This is a genomic window from Streptomyces roseolilacinus, assembly GCF_014649335.1.
GTDB classification, from domain to species: domain Bacteria; phylum Actinomycetota; class Actinomycetes; order Streptomycetales; family Streptomycetaceae; genus Streptomyces; species Streptomyces roseolilacinus.
The window spans coordinates 247,584-268,354 of the sequence record NZ_BMSV01000008.1 but is presented as its reverse complement, the minus strand read 5'-3'; the positions used below and the strand labels follow the sequence as shown (position 1 = coordinate 268,354).

Annotated in this window: 20 protein-coding genes and 1 riboswitch; of the genes, 2 read left to right on the top strand and 18 right to left on the bottom strand. The window is 75.1% G+C overall.

Annotated elements, in window-relative coordinates:
• Positions 1–30: 30 nt before the first annotated feature.
• The 6 genes from IE106_RS20995 to IE106_RS20970 all read right to left on the bottom strand — a co-directional run bounded on the left by IE106_RS20995 (position 31) and on the right by IE106_RS20970 (position 5,492).
• A complete protein-coding gene (locus IE106_RS20995; RefSeq protein ID WP_189536340.1) occupies positions 31–603 on the bottom strand; it encodes a GAF domain-containing protein in 573 nt (190 codons plus the stop codon).
• Entirely contained in the window at positions 600–1,226 is a 627-nt protein-coding gene (locus IE106_RS20990; RefSeq protein WP_189536338.1) for a GTP-binding protein, read from the bottom strand. Before IE106_RS20990 ends, IE106_RS20995 begins: the two co-directional genes overlap by 4 nt.
• Entirely contained in the window at positions 1,204–1,575 is a 372-nt protein-coding gene (locus IE106_RS20985; protein WP_189536336.1) for a DUF742 domain-containing protein, read from the bottom strand. The genes IE106_RS20990 and IE106_RS20985 overlap by 23 nt, the downstream gene beginning before the upstream one ends.
• A 3-nt stretch (positions 1,576–1,578) precedes the next feature.
• The gene (locus tag IE106_RS20980) at positions 1,579–2,013 is read right to left on the bottom strand and encodes a roadblock/LC7 domain-containing protein (RefSeq protein WP_189536334.1); all 435 of its coding nucleotides are present in this window, start codon (positions 2,011–2,013) and stop codon (positions 1,579–1,581) included.
• 7 nt (positions 2,014–2,020) lie between these two features.
• Positions 2,021–3,979, bottom strand: a complete 1,959-nt coding sequence (locus IE106_RS20975) for an ATP-binding protein (RefSeq protein ID WP_189536333.1) — start codon at positions 3,977–3,979, stop codon at positions 2,021–2,023.
• 319 nt (positions 3,980–4,298) lie between these two features.
• Complete coding sequence (locus IE106_RS20970) at positions 4,299–5,492, bottom strand: MBL fold metallo-hydrolase (RefSeq protein ID WP_229840643.1); 1,194 nt, start codon at positions 5,490–5,492, stop codon at positions 4,299–4,301.
• A gap of 121 nt (positions 5,493–5,613) precedes the next feature.
• Here IE106_RS20970 and IE106_RS20965 point away from each other — a divergent pair, with 121 nt between their 5' ends.
• Positions 5,614–6,222 carry a TetR family transcriptional regulator C-terminal domain-containing protein gene (locus IE106_RS20965; RefSeq protein ID WP_189536329.1) on the top strand — a complete coding sequence of 203 codons (609 nt, stop codon included), beginning with the start codon at positions 5,614–5,616 and terminating at the stop codon, positions 6,220–6,222.
• Positions 6,223–6,271: 49 nt separating this feature from the next.
• Here IE106_RS20965 and IE106_RS20960 read toward each other — a convergent pair whose 3' ends face one another.
• On the bottom strand, positions 6,272–7,048 hold the full coding sequence (locus tag IE106_RS20960; RefSeq protein ID WP_189536563.1) for an SGNH/GDSL hydrolase family protein: 777 nt from the start codon (positions 7,046–7,048) through the stop codon (positions 6,272–6,274).
• A 153-nt stretch (positions 7,049–7,201) separates the two neighbouring features.
• Entirely contained in the window at positions 7,202–8,137 is a 936-nt protein-coding gene (locus IE106_RS20955) for a M23 family metallopeptidase (RefSeq protein WP_189536327.1), read from the bottom strand.
• Positions 8,138–8,141: 4 nt separating this feature from the next.
• Positions 8,142–8,301: riboswitch (cyclic di-AMP (ydaO/yuaA leader) on the bottom strand.
• 881 nt (positions 8,302–9,182) lie between these two features.
• On the opposite strand from IE106_RS20955, the gene IE106_RS20950 reads away from it, so the two are divergent.
• The gene (locus tag IE106_RS20950) at positions 9,183–9,995 is read left to right on the top strand and encodes a tyrosine-protein phosphatase (protein ID WP_189536325.1); all 813 of its coding nucleotides are present in this window, start codon (positions 9,183–9,185) and stop codon (positions 9,993–9,995) included.
• A gap of 72 nt (positions 9,996–10,067) precedes the next feature.
• Here the strand turns inward: IE106_RS20950 and IE106_RS20945 are convergent, their stop codons facing one another.
• From IE106_RS20945 to hpnC, 10 genes are all read right to left on the bottom strand, one after another.
• Complete coding sequence (locus IE106_RS20945) at positions 10,068–10,223, bottom strand: DUF6126 family protein (protein WP_023590928.1); 156 nt, start codon at positions 10,221–10,223, stop codon at positions 10,068–10,070.
• 18 nt (positions 10,224–10,241) lie between these two features.
• On the bottom strand, positions 10,242–10,853 hold the full coding sequence (locus tag IE106_RS20940; protein ID WP_189536322.1) for an XRE family transcriptional regulator: 612 nt from the start codon (positions 10,851–10,853) through the stop codon (positions 10,242–10,244).
• A gap of 58 nt (positions 10,854–10,911) precedes the next feature.
• Positions 10,912–12,297, bottom strand: coding sequence for an aspartate aminotransferase family protein (locus IE106_RS20935; RefSeq protein WP_189536320.1), 1,386 nt, complete (start codon positions 12,295–12,297; stop codon positions 10,912–10,914).
• 10 nt (positions 12,298–12,307) lie between these two features.
• Positions 12,308–13,330: an adenosyl-hopene transferase HpnH gene (gene hpnH / locus IE106_RS20930; RefSeq protein ID WP_189536318.1), complete on the bottom strand. Its 1,023-nt coding sequence runs from the start codon at positions 13,328–13,330 to the stop codon at positions 12,308–12,310.
• 5 nt (positions 13,331–13,335) lie between these two features.
• A complete protein-coding gene (locus IE106_RS20925) occupies positions 13,336–14,019 on the bottom strand; it encodes a phosphorylase family protein (RefSeq protein ID WP_189536316.1) in 684 nt (227 codons plus the stop codon).
• Positions 14,020–16,014 carry a squalene--hopene cyclase gene (gene shc, locus IE106_RS20920; RefSeq protein WP_189536314.1) on the bottom strand — a complete coding sequence of 665 codons (1,995 nt, stop codon included), beginning with the start codon at positions 16,012–16,014 and terminating at the stop codon, positions 14,020–14,022.
• Positions 16,015–16,178: 164 nt separating this feature from the next.
• Positions 16,179–17,279: a polyprenyl synthetase family protein gene (locus tag IE106_RS20915; RefSeq protein ID WP_189536312.1), complete on the bottom strand. Its 1,101-nt coding sequence runs from the start codon at positions 17,277–17,279 to the stop codon at positions 16,179–16,181.
• Positions 17,276–18,649 (bottom strand): hydroxysqualene dehydroxylase HpnE, encoded by a 1,374-nt coding sequence (hpnE, locus tag IE106_RS20910; protein ID WP_189536310.1) that lies wholly within the window; start codon positions 18,647–18,649, stop codon positions 17,276–17,278. The genes IE106_RS20915 and hpnE overlap by 4 nt, the downstream gene beginning before the upstream one ends.
• A 55-nt stretch (positions 18,650–18,704) precedes the next feature.
• Positions 18,705–19,652 carry a presqualene diphosphate synthase HpnD gene (hpnD, locus tag IE106_RS20905; protein WP_189536308.1) on the bottom strand — a complete coding sequence of 316 codons (948 nt, stop codon included), beginning with the start codon at positions 19,650–19,652 and terminating at the stop codon, positions 18,705–18,707.
• Positions 19,649–20,563, bottom strand: a complete 915-nt coding sequence (gene hpnC, locus IE106_RS20900) for a squalene synthase HpnC (RefSeq protein WP_189536306.1) — start codon at positions 20,561–20,563, stop codon at positions 19,649–19,651. The genes hpnD and hpnC overlap by 4 nt, the downstream gene beginning before the upstream one ends.
• Positions 20,564–20,771 lie beyond the last annotated feature (208 nt).

The following is a 20,771-nucleotide window of genomic DNA, read 5'->3' as shown; positions in this document are numbered from 1 at the left end:
AGCACCCTCGGGGACACCACGCGGCACGTGTCAGGGGCGGCCGTCCTCGCGGCGGTGGATCTGTTCCACCAGCTCCGCCGCGAGCGACTTGATGGTCTCCAGGCCGGCCCGCCCCCACGGCCGGGGTTCGGTGTCCACGACGCAGATCGTGCCCAGGGTCGTGCCCGTGCGGTCGATGAGCGGCGCGCCCAGGTACGAGCGGATCCCGATCTCGTCGACGACCGGGTTCCCGGCGAACCGCGGGTAGTCGCAGACGTCCTCCAGGACCAGCGCCTTGCGGCGGACCACGACGTGCGGGCAGTAGCCGTGGTCGCGGGCCATGTAGCGGCTGACCGCGCCGGAGGCGGCGAGGTCGGCGCCGGAGTGGGTCCCGGAGTGGGAGCCCGTCGGGGTGTGCAGGCCGGCGAAGAACTGCCGGTTCTCGTCGATGAAGTTGACCATCGAGTACGGCGCGCCGGTGACCTCGGCGAGCCGGTCCGCGAACGCGTCGAACGCGGGGTCCGGGCGGTCCCCCAGGCCCAGTTGCCGGAGGCGCCGCACGCGGGCGGGCGCCTCCTGGTCGACGGGGGTGAGGAGGAGGTACCCGGTCGGGTCGTAGGTCATGCGGGTGCTCCGTAGCTCGGCGCCGGTGCCGGTGCCGGGTCGGTGGCCAGCAGGTGCTGGACCAGGGTGACGAGGGTCTGGATCCCGGAGCCGGCGATCCGGGCGTCGCACAGCACGACCGGCACCTCCGGCCGGAGGTCGATGGCGGCACGCACCTCTTCGGGGTCGTAGTGGTAGGCGCCGTCGAACTCGTTGACGGCGACGACGAAGCGGATGCCGCGCCGCTCGAAGAAGTCCACGGCCGAGAACGAGTCCTGCAGGCGGCGCGTGTCGGCGAGGACCACCGCGCCGAGGGCCCCCTCGGACAGCTCGTCCCACATGAACCAGAAGCGCTCCTGGCCGGGGGTGCCGAACAGGTACAGCACGTGCCGCGGGTCGAGGCTGATGCGGCCGAAGTCCATCGCGACGGTCGTGGTGGTCTTCGACTCGACGCCGTCCAGGCGGTCGGTGGCGGCGCTCACCTGGGTGAGCACCTCCTCCGTGCTGAGCGGTTCGATCTCGCTCACCGCGCCGACGAAGGTCGTCTTGCCCACCCCGAAGCCGCCCGCGACGAGGATCTTCAGGGCGGTCGGGAAGACGTCCTCGGTCGCGGCCCGGGTGTCAGAGCCGTCGTCGTAGGCCATCGAGCACTGCCTCCAGCAGGGAACGGTCGGTGGTGTCGTCGTGGCGGCGGGGTTGCCGCGCGGTCAGCGCGCCGCAGTCCACGAGGTCCGAGAGCAGCACCTTGGTGACGACCGCGGGCAGACGCAGGTGCGCGGCGATCTCCGCGACCGACGTCGGCCCGTCGCACAGGCCGAGGGCCGTGGTGTGCTCGGGGCCCAGCGGCGCCGGCGGCGCCGCCCCCGTGGCCATGACGAGCGACAGCAGGTCGAGTGCGGCCGTGGGCCGGGTGCGGCCGCCGCTCACCGTGTACGGGCGGATGAGGCGGCCGGCCGCGTCGTCGAGCCACGGCCCGTCCTGTCGGAACGGCATGGCTCAGCGCCCCGGGGCGCCGGGCGCGGCGGCCGTCCGCCGGGCCGGTGTGACGAGGTACGGCCGTACGCTCTTGACCAGCATCGTCATCTCGTACCCGAGGACCGCGGCGTCCGTCTCCCGGCCCGCGACGACGGCGAGGCAGGTGCCGGAGCCCGCGGTGGACACGAACAGCAGGGTGTTGTCGAGTTCGACGACGACCTGGCGGACCTCGTCGCCGTCGCCGAAACGGGCCCCGGCGCTGCGGCCGAGCGAATGGAGACCGGAGGCCAGGGCCGCCATGTGGTCGGCGCTGTCGGGGTCGAGGCCGTGCACCGATTTCACCAGGCCGTCCGAGGAGAGCAGAACCGCGCTGCGGGTGTGGGGCACCCGCTGGACCAGGCCGCCGAGCAGCCAGTCGAGATCGGGGGCGTGGCCGTTCGGCACATCGCTCACCATGGTGCATCTACTCCTTGTGGGCTTCGTCTTGTCGCTGCGGTTCGGCGGGGCTGACGGACGGGACGGGGGAAGCCGGCGGCATCGCCTCGGCGAGGCCGATACCGCGCTGGAACGCCGCCATCAGCCCCGGGTCGTGCAGGGCGTGGTCGTCGTGGTGGCGTCGGACGGGCTCGTCCCGCAGCTGCGGGACGAGGTGCTCCTGGGCGCGCCGCTTGGGCAGCCGGGGGCGTCCGTCCGGGCCGTCGCCGAGTTCGTCGGCGGGGGGCCGGGGGCCGGGTGGTGCGGGGAGGTGCGCCGGGGGCGGGGACGCGGCGGGGGCGGGGTGTCCGGTTGCGGGATGTCCGGGGGCGGGGTGTCCGGTTGCGGGGCGGGCCGGCCCGGGGGGCGCGTGGTCCGCGGGGGCCGGCTGGGGCCGTGCCGGTCCGGGGGCCGGTTCGGGGCGGGCCGGGGCGGACGGGTCGCGTCGGTCGGGGCCGTCCTGCGGGTACGGCCGGTCGGGGTGTCCGCCGCGTAGGGGGAGGGGCGCCTGTCCCTGCCCGGCCGGGGGCTCGGGGGCGGCGTGGCGGGGCCGGCGCGGCGGGCGGCCGCCGGTGCCGGCCGCGACGGGGGCCCGTGCGGGGTCGCGGGTCTCGTACGGGGCGGGGATCGCCGCCGGTGCGGCGCCGGCCGGCACGGCGCCGGCGGTCGTGGCCTGCGCGGCGCCGGACACGGCGGGCTGCGGCCGGCCGGGCCGGTGCGGGTTGGCGGGGTCGGCGCCGAGGAGTTCCTGCGGGATGACCAGGACGGCCTGCACGCCGCCGTAGATGTTGGACTGGAGGCGTACGGCGATGCCGTGTCTGCGGGCCAGGGCGGAGACGACGTACAGGCCGATCCGGCCGTCCTGGAGCAGGTGCGCCACGTTGACCTGGTCGGGGTCGCAGAGCAGGGCGTTCATCTTCTCCTGCTCGGCGAGCGGCATGCCCAGGCCCCGGTCCTCGACCTCGACGGCGAGCCCGGCCGTGACGTACTGGGCGCGGAGCAGGATCGTGGTGTGCGGGGCGGAGAACAGCGTGGCGTTCTCGACGAGTTCGGCGAGCAGGTGGATGACGTCGGCGACGGCGTGGCCGCGCAGGGTGCCGTCGATGGGCGGCACCAGCTTGACGCGGGGGTACTGCTCGACCTCGGCGATGGAGGAGCGCAGCACCTCGGTCATGGTGACCGGGTTCGACCACTGGCGGCGCGAGATGGCGCCGCCGAGGACGGCGAGGTTCTCGGCGTGGCGGCGGATGCGGGTGGCGAGGTGGTCGACGTGGAAGAGGCCCTTGAGCAGCTCGGGGTCCTCGACCGCGTTCTCCAGCTCGTCGAGGAGCTGGATCTCGCGGTGGACGAGGGACTGGAGGCGCCGGGCGAGGTTGACGAAGACCTCGACCTTCTGTTCGTTGCCGACGCTGCTGGAGAGGCGGGACGCCTGGACGACGGCCGCGACGGCGGCGTCGTGGGCGCGGCCGAGTTCGTGGGCGAGCAGGTCGAAGTCGTCGCCTCCGGGGGCGGGCGCGGGGGCCTGCCGGACCGGTGGCCGCTCGCCGCGGCGCAACTGCTCGACGACGCCGCGCAGTTCGTTCTGGTTGCGCGCGGTGGTGCGGCGCAGGGCGTTGCAGCGGTCCAGTACGGACCGGGCGGCGCGGTCGGCGCCGAGCGCGGCGGCGGTCACGGCCGCCACGGCGAGGGCGGCGGCGATGCCCAGGACCGTCCAGAGCGCGGGGGTCGGTCGGGCTCCGGTGGAGTGCAGGGTGAACACGACCGCGCCGGTGCCGCCGAGCGCTGCCACGACGGCCGGCGGCACGGCGGCGCGCAGGAGCCGCCGGCGTATGCGGGCTTTCGGAGGGGGCGTCGTGGGGTACGGCAGGGTGGGGGCGCCTGACCGGCCGTGCCGTCCGCCGCCCTCACGGCGGTCGGGCCGCGCGGTGGGTGCGCGAAGTGGAGACATCAGTGTCCTTGGTACGTGGGTCCCAGGGAATCGGCGTGTTTCGGCACCAAACGGATGTGTGACATCGGATGGAGGGAGACGGGCCACTCGTCCGACGAGCCCACCGTTGATCGCCGGGCACACACGGTAGTCGTCAACCGTTCGCGCGCGGTGGGCTGTCGTCAAACTTGCCCGTGGAGCGTCCCGCTCTGGTATGAGCGGTCGTACGGGCGCCCGATATCCCGGGGGCACATTCCGGGCGTCCTCCCCCGCCGGTCGCCCGGCGCACCGGAAGGCCCCGGCACGCGCTGGCGTGCCGGGGCCTTCGGGCGGGTCCTCCTCAGCCGGCGGTTGGGGCGCCGCTGCGGTCGGTGGTGTCGTCCGGGGCCGCCGCGGGGGCGGGGCGGGCGGCGGGGGCCGGGTGGGCCGACGCGCGCCACCACGGGGTGGCGGGCACGGTGGCCGCGGTGGGTTCGAAGGGCTCCCCCGGGCGGGGCAGGGCGATGCGGCAGCCGGTCTCGGCGGCGGCGGTCACGGTGCCCTCGCCGGGCTCCTCCCAGGGGTGCGGGGCGAGGTTGAACGTGGCCCAGTGGATGGGCAGCATCACGCCGGAGGGCCGGCCGCCCTGGAGGTCGAGGTGGGCGCGCACGCCCTCGGCCGGCGTCATGTGGATGTCGGGCCAGAAGTCCGCGTACGCGCCTGTCTGGATCATGGTGGCGTCGAACGGGCCGTGCTCCGTGCCGATGTCGCGGAAGCCGGGGAAGTAGCCCGTGTCGCCGCTGTGGTAGACGCGGTGCTCCGGTCCGGCGGCGACCCAGGACGCCCAGAGCGTGTGCTGCCGGTTGCGCAGGCCGCGGCCGCAGAAGTGGCGGGCCGGGGTGGCCGTGAGCCGTACGTCGCGGACCTGCGTCGACTCGTTCCAGTCCAGCTCGCGCAGCCGGGAGGGGGACACGCCCCAGCGCTCCAGGTGGGCGCCGACGCCCAGCGGGACGGCGAACAGAGTGTCCGACCCGGCCAGGGCGCGGATCGTGGGGAGGTCGAGGTGGTCGTAGTGGTCGTGGGAGATCACGACGACGTCGACCGGGCCCAGCGCGGCGAGCGGCAGCGGCACCGGGTGCAGCCGCCTGGGCCCGGCGAAGGCGAAGGGCGAACAGCGGTCGCCCCAGACCGGGTCGAACAGCACGCGCGCCCCGTCGATCTCGGCGAACACGCTGGAGTGCCCCGTCCAGGTCAGGCGCAGCCCGGAGGCCGGGGGCCGGGCCAGGTCGGCGGCCGCGGCCGTGTGGAGGGGCACGGGGCGGGCGGGGGCGCGGCGGACGCGCTCCTCCTTGCGGAAGTACGTCCTCGCGAACTCGACGGCCGATCCGGAGGGCCTGTGCCGGGTGGCCTGCGGGTTGCGGAAGGCGCCGTCCGCGAAGTTGGGCGAGCGGCGGATCCGCTCCAGCCGGTCCCCGGCGGCGTCCGCGCCGAAGGCGGCCGGTCGCAGGGAGCGGAGCCGGGCGCGCAGTCGTCCGAGAGCGTCGTCGCCGGTCACGGCACCTCCAGGGGGCTCGGGTCCTTCCATTATGGGTGGGCGGTGCGACGGGGGTGGGGGGGGCGGTGGGCGCGGTCCGGGATACTGTCGCGCCCAGGGAGCGGAGGACGGGCGGGGTGACGTGACGAGGGTGCGGCGGGCCGCGGCCGAGCGGCGCGAGGAGCTGCTGCGGGCGACCGTCGCCCAGATCGAGGCGCGCGGCATGGCGGCGGTGCGGGTCGCGGACGTGGCGGCGGCGCTCGGGGTGAGCGGGGCGCTGGTCCTGTACCACTTCTCGACGAAGGAGAAGCTGGTCGCGGCGGCGTTCGCCTACGCGGCGGAGGGGGACCTGGCGGAGCTGCGCCGCATCCTGGGCCGGCGGGCCCCGGCGGCGCGGCGGCTGCGGGCGGCCGTGCGCTGGTACCTGCCGAGCGGGCAGGCGCCGGGGTGGCGGCTGTGGATCGAGTGCTGGGCGGCCGCTCCGCGGGAGCGCCCGCTGCGGGAGGTCGTGGCGCGGCTCGACCGGCAGTGGAAGTCCTCGCTGGCGGAGGTGTTCACGCAGGGCGCGGAGGCGGGCGAGTTCCGGTGCCCGGACCCGTGGGGCGCGGCCGGGCGGCTGACGGCGTTCCTCGACGGGCTGGGTGTGCGGATGACGGTGTACCGGGGGTCGTTGAGCCGTACGAGGATGCTGCGCTGGGCAGACGAGGCCCTGGAGCGGGAGTTGGGCGGGGCCGGGGAGGGCGGGGCCTGAGCGTCCGGGGCCCGGGGGCGGGGCGGCCCGCCCCCGGTACCGGGGTCCGCTACAGCGGCAGCAGGTCCGGGCGCTTGGCGGAGATCCGGTCGCCGGAGCTCTCGCCGCGCAGGCGGCGGCCGATCCAGGGGACGAGGTGCTCGCGGGCCCAGTGGATGTCGTCGCGCCGCACCTCCAGCGTGCCGCGCGGCGGGAGCGGCGGCCACGGCTGGTCGGGGTCGGCCGGCACCTCGATGCCGAGGACCTGGGCGGCGCGCAGCGCGACCCGCGTGTGCCCCTCGGGCGACAGGTGGAGCCGGTCCCCGTCCCAGGCGCGGCGGTCCTGGACGGTCCGGAGCGACCACAGGTCCAGGACCGGGCAGCCGTACCGGTCGGCGATGGCCCGGACGTGGCCGTTGTACGTGGCGATCCTGCCGCGCAGGCGGCGCAGGACCGGGACGCCGCGCGTGTCGAAGCCGGTGGTCACCACGACGGTGCCGATGACGGAGGTCAGGTCCGCCACCGCGCGTTCGAAGCGCTCGGCCACCTCGTCGGGGTCGCTGCCGGGCCGGATGATGTCGTTGCCGCCGGCGCAGAACGTCACCAGGTCGGGGGCGAGTTCCTTGGCCCGGGGCACCTGCTCCGCCACGATCTGGTCCAGGAGCCTGCCGCGTACGGCGAGGTTGGCGTACCGGAACTCCTGGTCCTCCGGGAGCCGGTCGGCGAGCAGGACCGCGAGGCGGTCGGCCCAGCCGACGAACCGCCCGCCCGGGCCCGGGTCCCCGACGCCCTCGGTGAAGCTGTCGCCGATCGCCGTGTACGACCCGATCACGTCCTTCTCCCCCATCGTCGAATCGTCTGCCACGGCAGGACATCATCCACGTCGGGGTGTGACCTACGCGACCGTAAGGAGGGGTTGACGGGGCGTGATCTCCGCCACCGCGCCGCCGCCCGGCACCCTCGGGGGGTGCCGGGCGGCGGTGGTTCGCGGTGGGGTGCGTCAGATGCTGACGCCGTGGCCGCGGAGGTAGGCCAGCGGGTCGACGTCCGAGCCGTAGCTGGGGCTGGTCCGGATCTCGAAGTGCAGGTGCGGGCCGGTCGAGTTGCCCGTGGAGCCGGACAGGCCGATCTGCTGGCCGCCGCCGACGCTCTGGCCGGCGGAGACGGAGAGGGAGGACAGGTGGGCGTACTGCGAGTAGTTGCCGTCCTCGTGCTTGATGACGACCTCGTTGCCGTACGCGCCGCTCCAGCCGGCGGAGACGACGGTGCCCGGGCCGACGGCCTTGACGGTGCTGCCGGAGGAGGCGGAGAAGTCGACGCCGGTGTGGTAGCCGGAGGACCACATGGAGCCGGAGGCGCGGTACGGGGTGGTGACGCCGGCGGAGACCGGGGCGGTGAAGCCGGAGCCGCTCTGCGCGGGCGCCTGGGTCTCGGCCGGGGTCTCGGTCTGGGCCGGAGCCGGGGACTCGGCCTGGGCCTGGGCCGCGGGCTTCGCCTCGGCGGGGGCCTGGGTCCTGGCGGCGGACCGGGAGGCGCGCTCGTCGCGGGTGTCGTCGGCCTTCGCGGTGCCCTTGGCGCCGAGGGTGAGCTTCAGGCCCGGGTGGATGAGCGCCGGGTCGTCGCCGATGACCTCGCGGTTGTCGGCGTACAGCTTCTTCCAGCCGCCCTTGACGTTCTTGTTGTGGGCGATCTTCGCCAGGTAGTCGCCGGCGACGACGGTGTAGACGCGCGGCGCGGACTTGGCGGCCTCGGCGACGGACGCGACGGCGGCCGTCTGGGCGGGGGCGGCGGCCGGGGCCGCGGCGGGGGCGGCGGCGTGCGCGCCGGTCGCACCGAGGAGCGGGAGGGCGATGGCGGCGCCACCCGTTCCGGCGGCGACGAAACCGCGGGTGAGCGGGCTGGACTTGGTACGGCGGTGCTTACCCTTGGCGGGCATGGCGAATTCCTCTCCGGCGCCTGCGAGGTGAGCTGTCGGGTTCGGGCTGGAGCTGCCCGGCCGCGCGGGTGGCGCGACTTCACCCCAAGCCGTCCGGGAATTCCCGTACGGCGGCCTACCTGGTTCCCCCGCTCCTGCCACACGTGGATGGGTGCGAATTCCGGGGCGGCGGCAGGATTCGGCGATCCGCCCGGCTGGAACGGGACCGTAAACGAGTGAGGACGACCGGAACAAGCGGATGGTTGCCCCCGTGCATTCACGGCGGAGAATTCCCCACGGAATTCCGGTCACCCTCCGTGGATTACGGATCATGAATTCCCTTACGGCGCGGGGATTTTGGGAGGCGCCGCCGGATACGATCCGTCACCTTTATGACGCTGCTCACGCGGCGGTGCCCATCTCCCTTGTTTCCAGGGCGCGTTATGACGTAGTCCAGCAATACGGACAGAAGCACCGGAAAACCGCTTAGGTGATCAGTCGCCCGGAAGCGGCACAAGCGAGCGTCCGCCGCGCCGGGATCACCCGCGACCCAGGGGGCAAAACATGACCAACAGGGACAGAAGCGTGCAGGGGCGAGGGTGACCGGACCTACGTACCCCACCGGCGCCGGGCACCCCGGGCGGCGCTCCGGGCGTCGCACCGGCGGAGGGGAGGCGCGGGGGGCCGGCCCGTCCGCCGGGCCGGGTGCGGGAGCCGCTCCCGGCGGGGTCCTCCCTGGTGCCCGGCGGAGCCTTTCCTCACGTCCGCCGGGGCCCTCTCCGCCGCCCGCCGGGCCCCTCCCCCGCGCCCGGCGGGCGGCGGGCCCGGCGGGCCGGCCGCCGGGGCGCCGGACAGGGGCCCGCGCGCCGCCGGCGACCAGGTGGGGACCCCGGGGGAGGCGGTCCGGCCGGTCGCCGTCCGGCGGGCGCGGGACGCCGTCCACCGGGGGCGCGGGCGGCCGGTCCGCGCGACGCGTCGGGGCTCCGTACCCGGGGAGGCGATGTCGTATCGTCGGACCGCTACCTCGTCGGCGGCCGTCGCCGACACCGGACACGGAGGAGCCCCCGTGACGCAGCAGCTGCCGTCCTTCCCGTCGACCGCCGAGCCGGAGCTGACCGGCGTCCGCAACTTCCGCGACGTGGGTGGGCTGCCGACCGTGGACGGGCGCCGGGTGCGGCCCGGGGCACTGTTCCGCAGCGGGCACCTCGCGCACGCCACCGAGGAGGACGCCGCGTTCCTGGCGTCGCTCGGCCTGCACACCGTCTTCGACTTCCGCAACGCCGCCGACCAGGCACTGGAGGGCCCGGACGTGGAGCTGCCCGGCGTGCGGAACGTCAACATCCCGCTGACGGACCCGGCCGACGGCGCCGAGTTCTGGACGATGGTCCGCAACGGCGACCTGGACCAGCTGCGCGACCTGCTCGGGGACGGCAAGGCGGCGGCGCGGATGCGGTACGCGTACCACAGCATCATCACCGAGCGGACCGCGGAGCACGGCCGGGTCCTGCACGCCCTCGCCGAGGACAGCGTGCCCGCGCTGATGCACTGCGCGGCGGGCAAGGACCGCGCGGGGCTGTCCATAGTGGTGGCGCTGCTGGCGGTCGGCGTGGAGCGCGAGGCGATCGAGGCGGACTACCTGAAGTCGAACGACCCGCACCGCCGGTACAAGGTCCACCGCAGCGACTCGTCGCCCGCCGGGATGTCCCCGGAGGTGATGGAGCTGCTCGCCCCCCTGTTCGACGCGCGCGCCGAGTACCTGCACACGGCGTACGCGGCGATCGAGGAGACCTGGGGCTCCACCGAGCGGTACCTCGGCGACGGGCTCGGCCTGAGCGGCGAGACCCGCGACCGGCTGCGCGGGCGTCTGCTGGAGGGGTGAGGCCGGCGGGCGGACCGGGCGGCCGTCGGCTGAGGCCGCCGGGCGCGCCGAGGTCCGCGGCCGGACCGGCGGCTACTGGTTCTGGCCGCCGAGCATGAAGAGCAGGTAGAGGAAGGCCGCGAAGAGGTGGCCCGCGACCAGGTAGGCGAAGAGCCGTATGACGAGGTTGCGGTTGATCCACCGCTCCTGCGTGCTGGGGATGGGGTTCGGGTTCTCCGGCTCGGACATGTGTACCTCTCGGTCGTCTCAGTGACGCTGGACGGGGCCGTCGCCGAGGCACAGGTCGGCGGCGGGGCTCTGCATGAGGGTGTGGACGAACAGCAGCTCGGCCCCGCCGCGGGTGGCCGCGGCGATCCGGTGCGGGGTGAGCGAGTCGAAGTGGGCGCTGTCGCCCGGGTCGAGGACGTGCACGGCGTCGGCGAGCGCCAGCCTCACCCGCCCGGCGAGCACGTACAGCCACTCCTCGCCCGGGTGGACCCGGACCGCGTCGCGCAGCCCGGTGTACGGGAGCTCGACGCGCAGCGCCTGCATGGCCCTGTTCGCCGCGCCCGCCTGGTGGTACGTCCAGCCGCCGGCCTCCACCGGTTCGGCGCGACCGGCGCGGACCACCGGGTCCGTGGTGTGGGCCGTCTCGCCGAGCAGCTCCGAGACCGTCGTACCGTAGGTACGGGCGAGACCGAGCAGCATCGGCAGCGACGGCTGGCGGCGGCCGGTCTCCAGACGGGACAGGTGGGCCGGGGAGAGCCCGGCGCGCCGGGCGGCCGCCTCCAGGGTCAGGCCCCTGCGGCGGCGCAGGGCGCGCAGCTGGGGCGCGACGTCCGGCAGGGCGCCGGCCGACTCTCCTTCGACGGTCGTCATGGTCCCATTGCGCCAGGAAATTTCCCCAGGGGCAATTTTCTTGCCCCTGGGGCAAAATTCACCGGTTGGCGACGGCCTGCTTCACCAGGGTGCGCCCGAAGTCCCAGACCAGTCCGCCGCCGCTGTGCGCCTCGTCCATCACCGCGGTGAACGCGGTGACGAACCGGTCGACGTCGTCCTCCCCGATGATCAGCGGCGGGATCAGCTTGATGACCTCCAGGCGGTCGCCGGAGACCTGGGTGAGGATCCTGTGCCGCTGGAGCAGCGGGACGACGACCATCTGTGCGAAGAGCCCCCTGCGGGCCGTCTGGAGCATCGCCCAGCGGCCGCGCAGGGCCAGCGACGAGGGCCGGCCGAACTCGATGCCGATCATCAGGCCGCGCCCGCGCACCTCGTGGAGCATCTCGTACCGGTCGACGAGCTCGGTGAGCCGGGACTTCAGCAGGGCGCCGACGCGCCGGGCGTTCCCGACGACGTCCTCGGCGTCCAGGACGGCGAGGACGGCCAGGCCGGCGGCCATGGCCTGGGCGTTGGCGCCGAAGCTCGCCGAGTGGACGACGACGCGGTCCATCGAGGAGTAGACCTTCTTGAAGATCCAGTCCTTGCCGAGGGTGGCGCTGACCGGCACGTACCCGCCGGACAGGGCCTTGGCGACGCACACCAGGTCGGGTTCGACGCCCCCCTCGTGCTGGTAGGCGTAGAAGTCGCCGGTGCGGCCGAGGCCGGTCTGCACCTCGTCCGCGATGAGCAGGGCGCCCCGCTTGCGCAGCAGCTCCCGGGCGGCGCGCAGGAAGCCGGGCGGGGTCTCGTGGACGCCCTTGCCCTGGATCGGCTCCACGATCAGCGCGGCCACGTCGCCGCGCCGCAGCTCCCGGTCCAGGGCGTCGAGGTCGCCCAGCCCGATCGCGGTGTCGGGGAGCAGCGGGGCGAAGCCGTCGCGGAAGCAGTCCTCGCCGTTGACGGAGAGCGCCCCGGTGGTCAGCCCGTGGAAGGCGTGGGCGCAGTACAGGACGCGCGGCCGGCCGGTGGCGCGGCGGGCGAACTTCAGCGCGGTCTCCACCGCCTCCGCGCCGCTGTTGCCGAAGTAGACCCGGTCCAGGTGGGGCGAGTGGGCGAGCAGCCGCTCGGCGAGGAGGCCGGGCAGCGGCGCGCAGTCGAACCGGGTGAGGTCGGGCAGGGACAGGTCGAGGACGTCGTGCAGGGCGCGGCGCACCACGGGGTGGTGGCGGCCCAGGCCCATGACGCCGAAGCCGGCCAGCATGTCGAGGTAGTCGTGGCCCTCGGCGTCCCAGAAGTGGGCGCCCTCGGCGCGCTCGTACACCTTGTCGAAGCCGATGGTGTGCAGCATGCGCGGCAGCTGGTGGTTGAGGTGCCGCGCGTGCAGTTCGTACCGCTCGGAGGCGCGGTCCGCGAGCAGCTCGCCGAGGTCGAAGTCGGTGCTCATGCGTCGCCCCTCAGGCGTGCCGGCCGGGGACGGCCTCCCGGACGGCCCGCAGGGACTCGCGCAGGGAGCCCACGGTGGCGAGGACGGCGGTCGGCTCGTACCCGCAGTGCGCCATGCAGTTGGCGCAGCGCGGGTCCCTGCCGCGGCCGTACTTCTCCCAGTCGGTCTCCTCGACGAGTTCGCGGTACGTCGGGACGTAGCCGTCGCTCATCAGGTAGCAGGGGCGCTGCCAGCCGAAGAGGGAGTAGTTGGGGATGGCCCAGGCGGTGCAGGGGAAGTCGACCCTGCCCTCCAGGAAGTCGAGGAACAGCGGCGAGTGGTTGAGGCGCCAGCGGCTCCGGTTGCCGCCGGCGAAGGCCTTCCGGAAGAGCTCGCGGGTCTGCTCGACGCCGAGGAAGTGCTCCTGGTCGGGCGCCTTCTCGTAGGCGTACGCGGGCGAGATCATCATCTCGTCGACGCGGAGGTCGTCGTTGAGGAAGTCGAGGACCTCCACGACGGTCTGCGGGGTGTCGGTGTTGAAGAACGTGGAGTTGGTGGTGACGCGGAACCCGCGGCGCTTCGCCTCCCTGATGGCGGCGACGGCCTCGTCGAACACGCCCTCCTTGGCGACGGACTCGTCGTGGCGCTCCCGCAGCCCGTCGATGTGGACGGCGAAGGCGAAGTAGCGCGAGGGGGCGAAGTCGTCCATCTTCTTGCGGAGCAGCAGCGCGTTGGTGCAGAGGAACACGTAGACGCGGCGGGCGACGAGCTGGCGCACGATCTCGCCGATCTGCGGGTGCATCAGCGGTTCGCCGCCGGCGATGGAGACCATGGGCGCCCCGGACTCCAGGACCGCCCCGACCGCCTGGGCGACGGGCATGCGCTGCTTCAGGACTCCGGCCGGGTGCTGGATCTTCCCGCAGCCCTCGCACTTCAGGTTGCAGGCGTAGAGCGGTTCGAGTTCGACGATGAGCGGGAACTTCTCGCGCCCGCGGAGCTTCTGTCGGAGCAGATAGGTTCCGACCCGGACGGTCTGGCGGAGCGGCATGGCCATCTGGCTCACCTCCTGGGGAGCGGCAGGGAACGGTGCCATTCGTGGAACGCGGGAAGGACGGCACGAAGAACACGGAAGGCTGATATTCCACCGCGAAAAGTCCCGATTCGTACCAGTTCGTGCTCGGGGGCGTCCACGACCACCCGGACGGCGGCAACCGGCCGGGGACCGGCCGCCAGCGCGGCGTGCAGGGTGGCGGCGGACTCCATGTCCACCGCCAGCGCCCCCGTGGCGCGCAGGGCCGCCCGCTCCTGGCCCCGTACGACGTGGTCGGAGCCGGTCAGCGGTCCCGTGTGGACCGCCCGCCCCGGCAGCGCCCGCGCCAGGGCCGCGACGAGCGTCTCCGGGGCCGTGCAGGGGGTGGCGCCGTGCGGGCCGCGCGTCTCGTCGGCGACGACCAGGTCGCCCGGGTGCATGCCGGGGGCGAGCCCGGCGCAGAAGCCGGAGGCGACGACGGCGGCGCCGCGCAGCGGCCCCTCCCGCAGGGCGCCGGCCACCGCGCGGCGGGCGTGCCCGGGGCCCATGCCGGTGCGCAGCAGGACCGCCCGGTCCGCCCCGCCGCCCGCCGCCCGGCCGCTGCGCAGGGCGAGGTGCTCGATGCCGAGCGCGCAGGCGACCAGCAGCGGCGGGGCGTCCGGTCCCGCAGCGGGGCCGGCGGCCGGACCGGACGGCCCCGGCCCGGCGGTCATTCAGTGCCCCCTGCCCGCAGGCGGTTCCCCGTGGACGTACCGGCCGAGCGCGGTGAGTGGGAAGACCTGCCGGTACAGGTGGTAGTTGATGGAGAAGTCCCAGGGGAAGCCGGTGCCGGTGAAGTACGGCTCGTCCCAGGAGCCGTCCTCCCGCTGCGTACCGGCCAGCCAGGCCACGCCGCGCGCCGCGGCGGCGGAGTCCCGCTCCCCCGCCGCGAGCAGCGCCAGCAGCGCCCAGGCGGTCTGGGAGGCGGTGGAGGCGCCGCGGCCGACCCACTTCTCGTCGCGGTAGGAGCGCAGGTCCTCGCCCCAGCCGCCGTCGTCGTTCTGCACGGCCTCCAGCCAGGCGACGGCCCGCCGGATCGCCGGGTGCCCGGTGGGCAGCCCGGCGGCGGTGAGCGCGGGCACGACGGAGCCGGTCCCGTAGAGGTGGTTGACGCCCCAGCGTCCGAACCAGGAGCCGCGCGGGTCCTGCTCGGCCAGCAGCCAGGCGACGCCCCGGCGGGTGCGCGGGTCGTGGGCGCGGCCCTCGTGGGCGAGCATCTCCACCACGTGGGCGGTGACGTCGGCGGAGGGCGGGTCGATCACCTCGCCGAAGTCGCAGAACGGCAGCCGGTTGGGCAGGTGGCTGGTGTTGTCGGCGTCGAACGCGCCCCAGGCGCCGTCGCGGCACTGCATGCCGAGGGTCCAGCGGGCGCCGCGCGCGATCGCCGCGTCGACCCGGGCGGGGTCGGGGTGGCGCACCCGGCGCAGGGCGAGGATGACCTCGGCGGTGTCGTCGATGTCGGGGTACGTGTCGTTGTGGAACTCGAACGCCCAGCCCCCGGGCGGGAGGCCGGGCCGGCGCACGGCCCAGTCGCCGGGCCGTACGACCTGCTCGGCCAGCAGCCAGTCGGCGGCCCTGACCAGGGCGGGGTGGTCGGGCGGGAGCCCGGCGTCGGCGAGGGCGATGGTGGCGAGGCAGGTGTCCCAGACGGGCGACTGGCACGCCTCGACCATGCGGGCGCCGTCCTCGCGCCGGACCGCGAACCGGTCCAGGGAGTCGAGCCCGGCGCGCATCACGGGGTGCCCGAGGTCGTAGCCGAGGAGGTGCAGGGCGATCAGCGAGTAGACGGCGGGGGGCTGGATGCCGCCCCAGCAGCCGTCGTTCTCCTGCCGCTCGACGATCCAGCGGGCGGCGGCGTTCATCGCGGCCCGGCGCAGGGCGCGCGGCGCGACCCGGCGGTAGCCGTGGAGGGCCCGGTCCAGCCGCTGGAACAGCCCGTCCCAGGTGTTCGCGGGGGCGAGGGCGCGGGGCGGGAGGGGGCGGCGGGGGTCGGTGTGCAGTTCGTCCAGCGCGAAGGGCGTGGGGCGGACGGGCCGCTTGGCGGAGACGATGGTGAGCGGCACGATCGTCTGCCGGGCCCACTGCCCGAAGGAGTAGATGTTCAGCGGGAACCAGGACGGCAGGTAGATCATCTCGGGCGGGAGCTCGGGCAGGTCCTCCCACTTCCACCAGCCGAACAGGGCCAGCCAGATCCGGGTGAAGACCCGGCTCGCCGCGATGCCGCCGTTCTCGCGGACCCAGGCGGCGGCGCGGGCCATGTGCGGGGCGTCGGGCGCGTCCCCGGCCAGGCGCAGGGCGACGTACGCCTCGACGGTGGCCGACAGGTCGCCGGGCCCGCCGTGGAAGGTGGCCCACGTGCCGTCGTCGCGCTGCTCGCCGCGGACGAAGAGGGCGGTGGCCTCGGTGGTGGCGTCGTCGCGGATGCCGAGGAACTGGCGCAGGAGCAGGTCCTCGGCGTCCATGGTGACGTTGGTCTCCAGGTCGCCCTTCCACCACCCCTCGGCGTCCTGCCGGCCGAGGAGGTGCTCGACGGAGCGCCGCATCGCGGTCTCCGCCGCGGTGCGGAGGTCCGTCTCGACGGGGGCGGTGGTGGTGGTGCGGTGGAGCTCGGCGGTCGTGGCCGTCGCGGGGCCCGCGGCCCCGGCACTTCCGTCGGTCGTCGCTGTCATGGCTTCCCCTTCGTGCAGTGGACGTGCTGCTGCTACGGGTCTGCCGTCGGCCGGTGCCGTGCGCCACGCGCACCGCACCGGCCGGCGACCGCGACGTCATATGTGCCGGATCGGACTCCTCGGCCCGGGGGCGGGGAAGGCCCCGGGCGCGTTCCCGGCCGCGGTCATCGCTTCCGTACGACGACGAAGTCGGCGAGGGCGGTGAGCTGGTCCCGGACCCGGGCCGGCATGTCGACGCGGTCCAGGGCACCGACGGCGACGGTGTGCTGGCGGCGGGCCTCCTCGGCGGTCCAGTCGCGGCCGCCGGCCTCCTCGATGAGGGCGGCGCGGGTGGCGAACTCCTCCTCGGAGAACGAGTCGAAGTCCTGGCTCTTGGCGTCGGCGGTGAGCAGTTCGCCGAGCTGCTCGGAGGCCGGCCCGCCGGCGGCGAGCGCGGCGACGACGGGCAGCGACTTCTTGCGCTGGCGCAGGTCGCTCCAGGTCTGCTTGCCGGTCGACTCCGGGTCGCCCCAGATGCCGAGCAGGTCGTCGACGGCCTGGAAGGCGAGGCCGAGGTGGTGCCCGTACGCCTCCAGGGCGTCGGCGGTGCGGTCGTCGGCGCCGCCGAGGACGGCGCCGATGGAGGCGGAGCAGGCCAGCAGGGCGCCGGTCTTGTTGCCCTCCATCTCCAGGCACTCCTCGACGGTGACCCGCTCGCGGTGCTCGTACGAGATGTCCTGCGCCTGACCGTCGATCAGCTTGCGGGTGGCGACGGTCAGCCGGCGGGTGGCGCGGCCGGCCTCGACGGTGCCGAGCTCCAGCAGCAGCTCGTTGGCGAGGGCGAACAGCGCGTCGCCCACGAGGATCGCCTGGGCGGGCCCGTGCACCTTCCACACCGTGTCGCGGTGGCGGCGCTGCTCGTCGCCGTCCATCAGGTCGTCGTGCAGCAGCGAGAAGTTGTGGACGAGCTCCACGGCGACGGCACCGGGGACGCCGGTCTCCGGCGGGGCGCCGGCCACCTCGGCGGACAGCAGCGCGAGGGCCGGGCGGACGGCCTTGCCGCCGTCCCCGTCGGCGGGCCGTCCCAGGGCGTCGATCCAGCCGAAGTGGTAGGCGGCGACGGTGTCCATGGGCTTCGCGAGCCGGTCCACGGCCGCGCGCAGCACGGGGGTGGACAGGGTCCGCCCGCGGTCCAGCAGCGCGGCGACCTCCGCTGCGTCGACGGCGGGGTTCGCCGGGGGCACTGTCGGCACGGTCTCTCCTCTTGTTCCTGTACTCGGTCTCATGCCGCCTCCTCGAGCGGATGTACGTGGGGGCGGCCGAGGGCCGAGAGGGCGGCGCCCGCGGCGGTGAAACCGCTGCGTACCGCTCCTTCCATGGTGGCGGGCCAGCCGGTGGCGGTCCACGCGCCCGCAAGATACAGGCCGGGCACACGAGTTCGGGTGCCGGGGCGGAACCGTCCGACACCGGGCGCGGGGGCGAACGTCGCCGTCCGCTCCCGGGTCACGAAGAAGTCCTCCACCCGGGCGTGCCGGGCGGGCGGCAGCAGCCGCTCCAGCTCCGGCAGGTAGCGGGCGCGCAGGTCGGCCGCGGACGCGTCGATCTCGTCCCCGGCGGCCGACTGGGAGACGGCCAGGTACTGGCCGCCGCCGCGGAGGCCGGAGGGCCCGGTCCGGTCGAAGACCCACTGGACGGGGGAACCGATCGCGGCGAAGAACGGGCGGCGCAGGACCGGGCGGTCGTACACCACGTGGACGTTGAGGATCGGCGCGGTGCCGATCCTCAGGAGGTCGCCGGGGGCGTCGAGGGCACCGGGCGGGAGGAGTCCGTGGGCCTCGCGCTGCGGTACGGCGAGGACGACGGTGTCCGCCTCCAGGGAGTCGCCGGGCACGTCGACGACCCAGCGGCCGCCGTCGGCGGGGGTGACGGCCGTGACCTTGGTGCGGACGGCGATCCGCGCGCCGCGGGCTTCGAGGGCCCGGCGGGCGAGCGTGTCGTGGAGGTGGCCGAGGGGGGCGCGGGCCCAGCCGATGTCGGCGGCGCCCGGGTCGGAGAGGAGGCCCGTCTTGAACACCGTCGCGGCGAGGGCGAGGGAGGACCGGGCGGCGGTGGCGTTGAGGGTGGCGACGCCGACGAGGTCCCACAGGGCCTCCACGGCGCGGCGCGACTGGCCGTGGCGGGCGAGCCAGCCGGCGAAGTCGGTCGCGTCGAGCGCCGGGTCGGCGGGGTCGAGGGCCTTCAGGGCGAGGGCCGCGCGCCCGACGCCCAGCCGCTCGGCGGGCGACAGGTGCGGGTACGTGGCGAGGCTCGCCGCCAGGTGCAGGGGTACCGGCAGGGCGGTGCGGCGCAGCCGGCCCAGGCGGGCGCCGCGCGGGCCGGCGGCGTCCAGGACGGGCACGTCGAGGCGGTCCTGCACGGGCGCGAGGTCCGTGCCGCCGACGCGGTCGAGGAACCAGCGGTACGCGGTGCAGCAGCGCAGGTACACGTGCTGGCCGTTGTCGACGGTGAGGTCGCCGCGGCGGAACGAGAACGCCAGGCCGCCGAGGCGGGGCCGGCCCTCCAGCAGGGTGACCCGCAGCCCGGCGTCGGCGAGGCGCAGCGCGGCGGTGACCCCGGCGAGGCCGCCCCCCACGACGACGGCGTGGTGGCCGCTCATGCGCGGGCCCCCCGCGCGCGGGGCGACACCCGGCCGCGGTGCGTGGTCCGAAGGCTCACGGGCGGGTCCCCTCGGTGCGGCGGGCGACCGTGCGGGCGTCGAGGCCCGAGAGGCCGCGCACGGCGACGTACGCCTTCTCCCGGCCCGGCAGCGAGACGCGGCCGCGCAGCACGGCCCCGGGGTCGCGCTCGATGCGGTCGAGCAGGCGGCGGTAGATCCCGGCCATGGCGGCGACGCAGGCGCCGCTGCGCCGGTCCAGCAGGGGCAGCAGCCGGTACCCCTGCGCGAACAGGGCGCGGGCGCGGCGCACCTCGTGGTGGACGAGGCCGGCGAAGTCGGCGCCGGGGGGCGGCGTCGCGCCGCGGAAGCCGTCGGAGCAGCCGAACTTGGCGAGTTCCTCCGCGGGTAGGTAGCTGCGGCCGTTGGCCGCGTCCTCGCGCAGGTCCCGGAGGATGTTGGTGAGCTGGAGGGCCAGCCCGAGCGTGTCGGCGTACTCCGGGGCGCGCTCGGCGTCGCGCGCGCCCGGCGCCGTGCCGAACACGCCGAGCGAGAGGCGTCCGATGGCGCCGGCGACGCAGCGGCAGTAGACCTTCAGGTCGTCCCACGTCTCGTAGGTCCGGCCGCGCACGTCCATCAGGACGCCGTCGATCAGCTCGTCGAGGCCCTCCAGCGGGAGGGGGAAGCGGCGGGCCGCGTCGGCGAGGGCGACGGCCACCGGGTCGGTGTCGTCCTCGTCCACGGCGCCCCGCCGGATCCGGTCGAGGACGTCGCGGGTGGCTTCGAGGCGGCGCCGCTTGGCGTCGGGGGCGAGGGAGCCGTCGCCGATGTCGTCGACGCGCCGCGAGAAGGCGTACAGCGCCGACATGGCCTGCCGCTTCCCCGCCGGCAGGAGGCGGATGCCGTAGGCGAAGTTCCGGGCCTGCCGCGCGGTGACGGTCTCGCAGTACCCGTACGCGGCCTGGACGGGCGGGGGCGTCTGTGTCGTGTCCACGGTCCTGGTCACCCCTCTCCGCGCGCTGCTCGCCACACCGCTCCCGCGCGGCGGAGCAGGCGGTGCCTGGGGGCTCTGGGCGGTCCGGGGAGCACGTCGTACCGGGCGGCCCTGATCGCGTCGAGGGCGGCGTGGCCCCCGGCGACGAAACCGGCGAGGAGGAGCCGGAGCCTGCCGTGGACGCTGCCGACGAGCGGGGCGCCCTCGTCCAGCAGGGCGCGGGCGCGTTCGGCCTCGTACGCGACGAGGGCCCGCACCGAGGCGTTGGCCGTGGGGCCGGCCAGGTCGGCCTCGGTGACGCGGAAGCGGTCCATGTCCTCGGCGGGCAGGTAGATCCGGTCGCGGCGGAGGTCCTCGGCGACGTCCTGGAGGTGCTCGACGATCTGCAGGGCGGTGCAGACCGCGTCGGAGCGGCGGATCCGCTCGGGGGTGGCGGTGCCGCTGATCGCGAGGACGAGCCGGCCGACGGGGTCGGCGGACAGCGCGCAGTACCCGACGAGGTCGTCGTAGGTGGCGTAGCGGCGGACGCGCTGGTCCCGGCGGTTGGCCTCGACGAGCGCGAGGAACGGGCCGGGGTCGAGCGCGTGGCGGCGCACGGTGGGGCGCAGGGAGGCGAGCAGCGGGTGGGAGGGGCCCGGGGGCGTGTCGTCGAAGACGCGCAGCAGGTCGGTCTCGAAGGCGTCGAGGAGCGCCTCCGGGCCGTCGTCGGGGCGGGCGCCGAGGTGGCGGGCGTCGGCGCCGCCGGGGGCGAGGTCGCCGTCGCCGATGTCGTCGACGAGGCGGGCGAAGCCGTAGACGGCCATCAGGTCGGCGCGCCAGGCCCGGGGCAGGAAGAACGGGGCCACGGGGAAGTTCTCGTCCGCGGCCTTGTCGAGGGTCGTCCGCGCGGAGGCGTCGGGGCTCACCTGTCGGACACCCGTCACGGGCGGCGGCCCGGCGCGGGGACGGCGGGCCCCTCGGCCGGCTGGGGATTCTCCGTCATTGCCGTCACGTCTCCCGTTCTACACTGCAGACCCAATACATCTCATTTCGGACACGCCGCCGGTCCTCTGGAGCTACCACCGCACGTGGCGTGAAACGAACCGGTACAGCTTACGTCGTCCACCGTGCGGTACATGATCGGCTCACGGC

Bases quoted from the DNA above. Each gene is read 5' to 3' on its own strand.
- IE106_RS20995 (WP_189536340.1), bottom strand. From the start codon at position 603: ATGACCTACGACCCGACCGGGTACCTCCTCCTCACCCCCGTCGACCAG.
- IE106_RS20990 (WP_189536338.1), bottom strand. From the start codon at position 1,226: ATGGCCTACGACGACGGCTCTGACACCCGGGCCGCGACCGAGGACGTC.
- IE106_RS20985 (WP_189536336.1), bottom strand. From the start codon at position 1,575: ATGCCGTTCCGACAGGACGGGCCGTGGCTCGACGACGCGGCCGGCCGC.
- IE106_RS20980 (WP_189536334.1), bottom strand. From the start codon at position 2,013: ATGGTGAGCGATGTGCCGAACGGCCACGCCCCCGATCTCGACTGGCTG.
- IE106_RS20975 (WP_189536333.1), bottom strand. From the start codon at position 3,979: ATGTCTCCACTTCGCGCACCCACCGCGCGGCCCGACCGCCGTGAGGGC.
- IE106_RS20960 (WP_189536563.1), bottom strand. From the start codon at position 7,048: ATGGGGGAGAAGGACGTGATCGGGTCGTACACGGCGATCGGCGACAGC.
- IE106_RS20955 (WP_189536327.1), bottom strand. From the start codon at position 8,137: ATGCCCGCCAAGGGTAAGCACCGCCGTACCAAGTCCAGCCCGCTCACC.
- IE106_RS20945 (WP_023590928.1), bottom strand. From the start codon at position 10,223: ATGTCCGAGCCGGAGAACCCGAACCCCATCCCCAGCACGCAGGAGCGG.
- IE106_RS20940 (WP_189536322.1), bottom strand. From the start codon at position 10,853: ATGACGACCGTCGAAGGAGAGTCGGCCGGCGCCCTGCCGGACGTCGCG.
- IE106_RS20935 (WP_189536320.1), bottom strand. From the start codon at position 12,297: ATGAGCACCGACTTCGACCTCGGCGAGCTGCTCGCGGACCGCGCCTCC.
- hpnH (WP_189536318.1), bottom strand. From the start codon at position 13,330: ATGGCCATGCCGCTCCGCCAGACCGTCCGGGTCGGAACCTATCTGCTC.
- IE106_RS20925 (WP_189536316.1), bottom strand. From the start codon at position 14,019: ATGACCGCCGGGCCGGGGCCGTCCGGTCCGGCCGCCGGCCCCGCTGCG.
- shc (WP_189536314.1), bottom strand. From the start codon at position 16,014: ATGACAGCGACGACCGACGGAAGTGCCGGGGCCGCGGGCCCCGCGACG.
- IE106_RS20915 (WP_189536312.1), bottom strand. From the start codon at position 17,279: ATGAGACCGAGTACAGGAACAAGAGGAGAGACCGTGCCGACAGTGCCC.
- hpnE (WP_189536310.1), bottom strand. From the start codon at position 18,649: ATGAGCGGCCACCACGCCGTCGTCGTGGGGGGCGGCCTCGCCGGGGTC.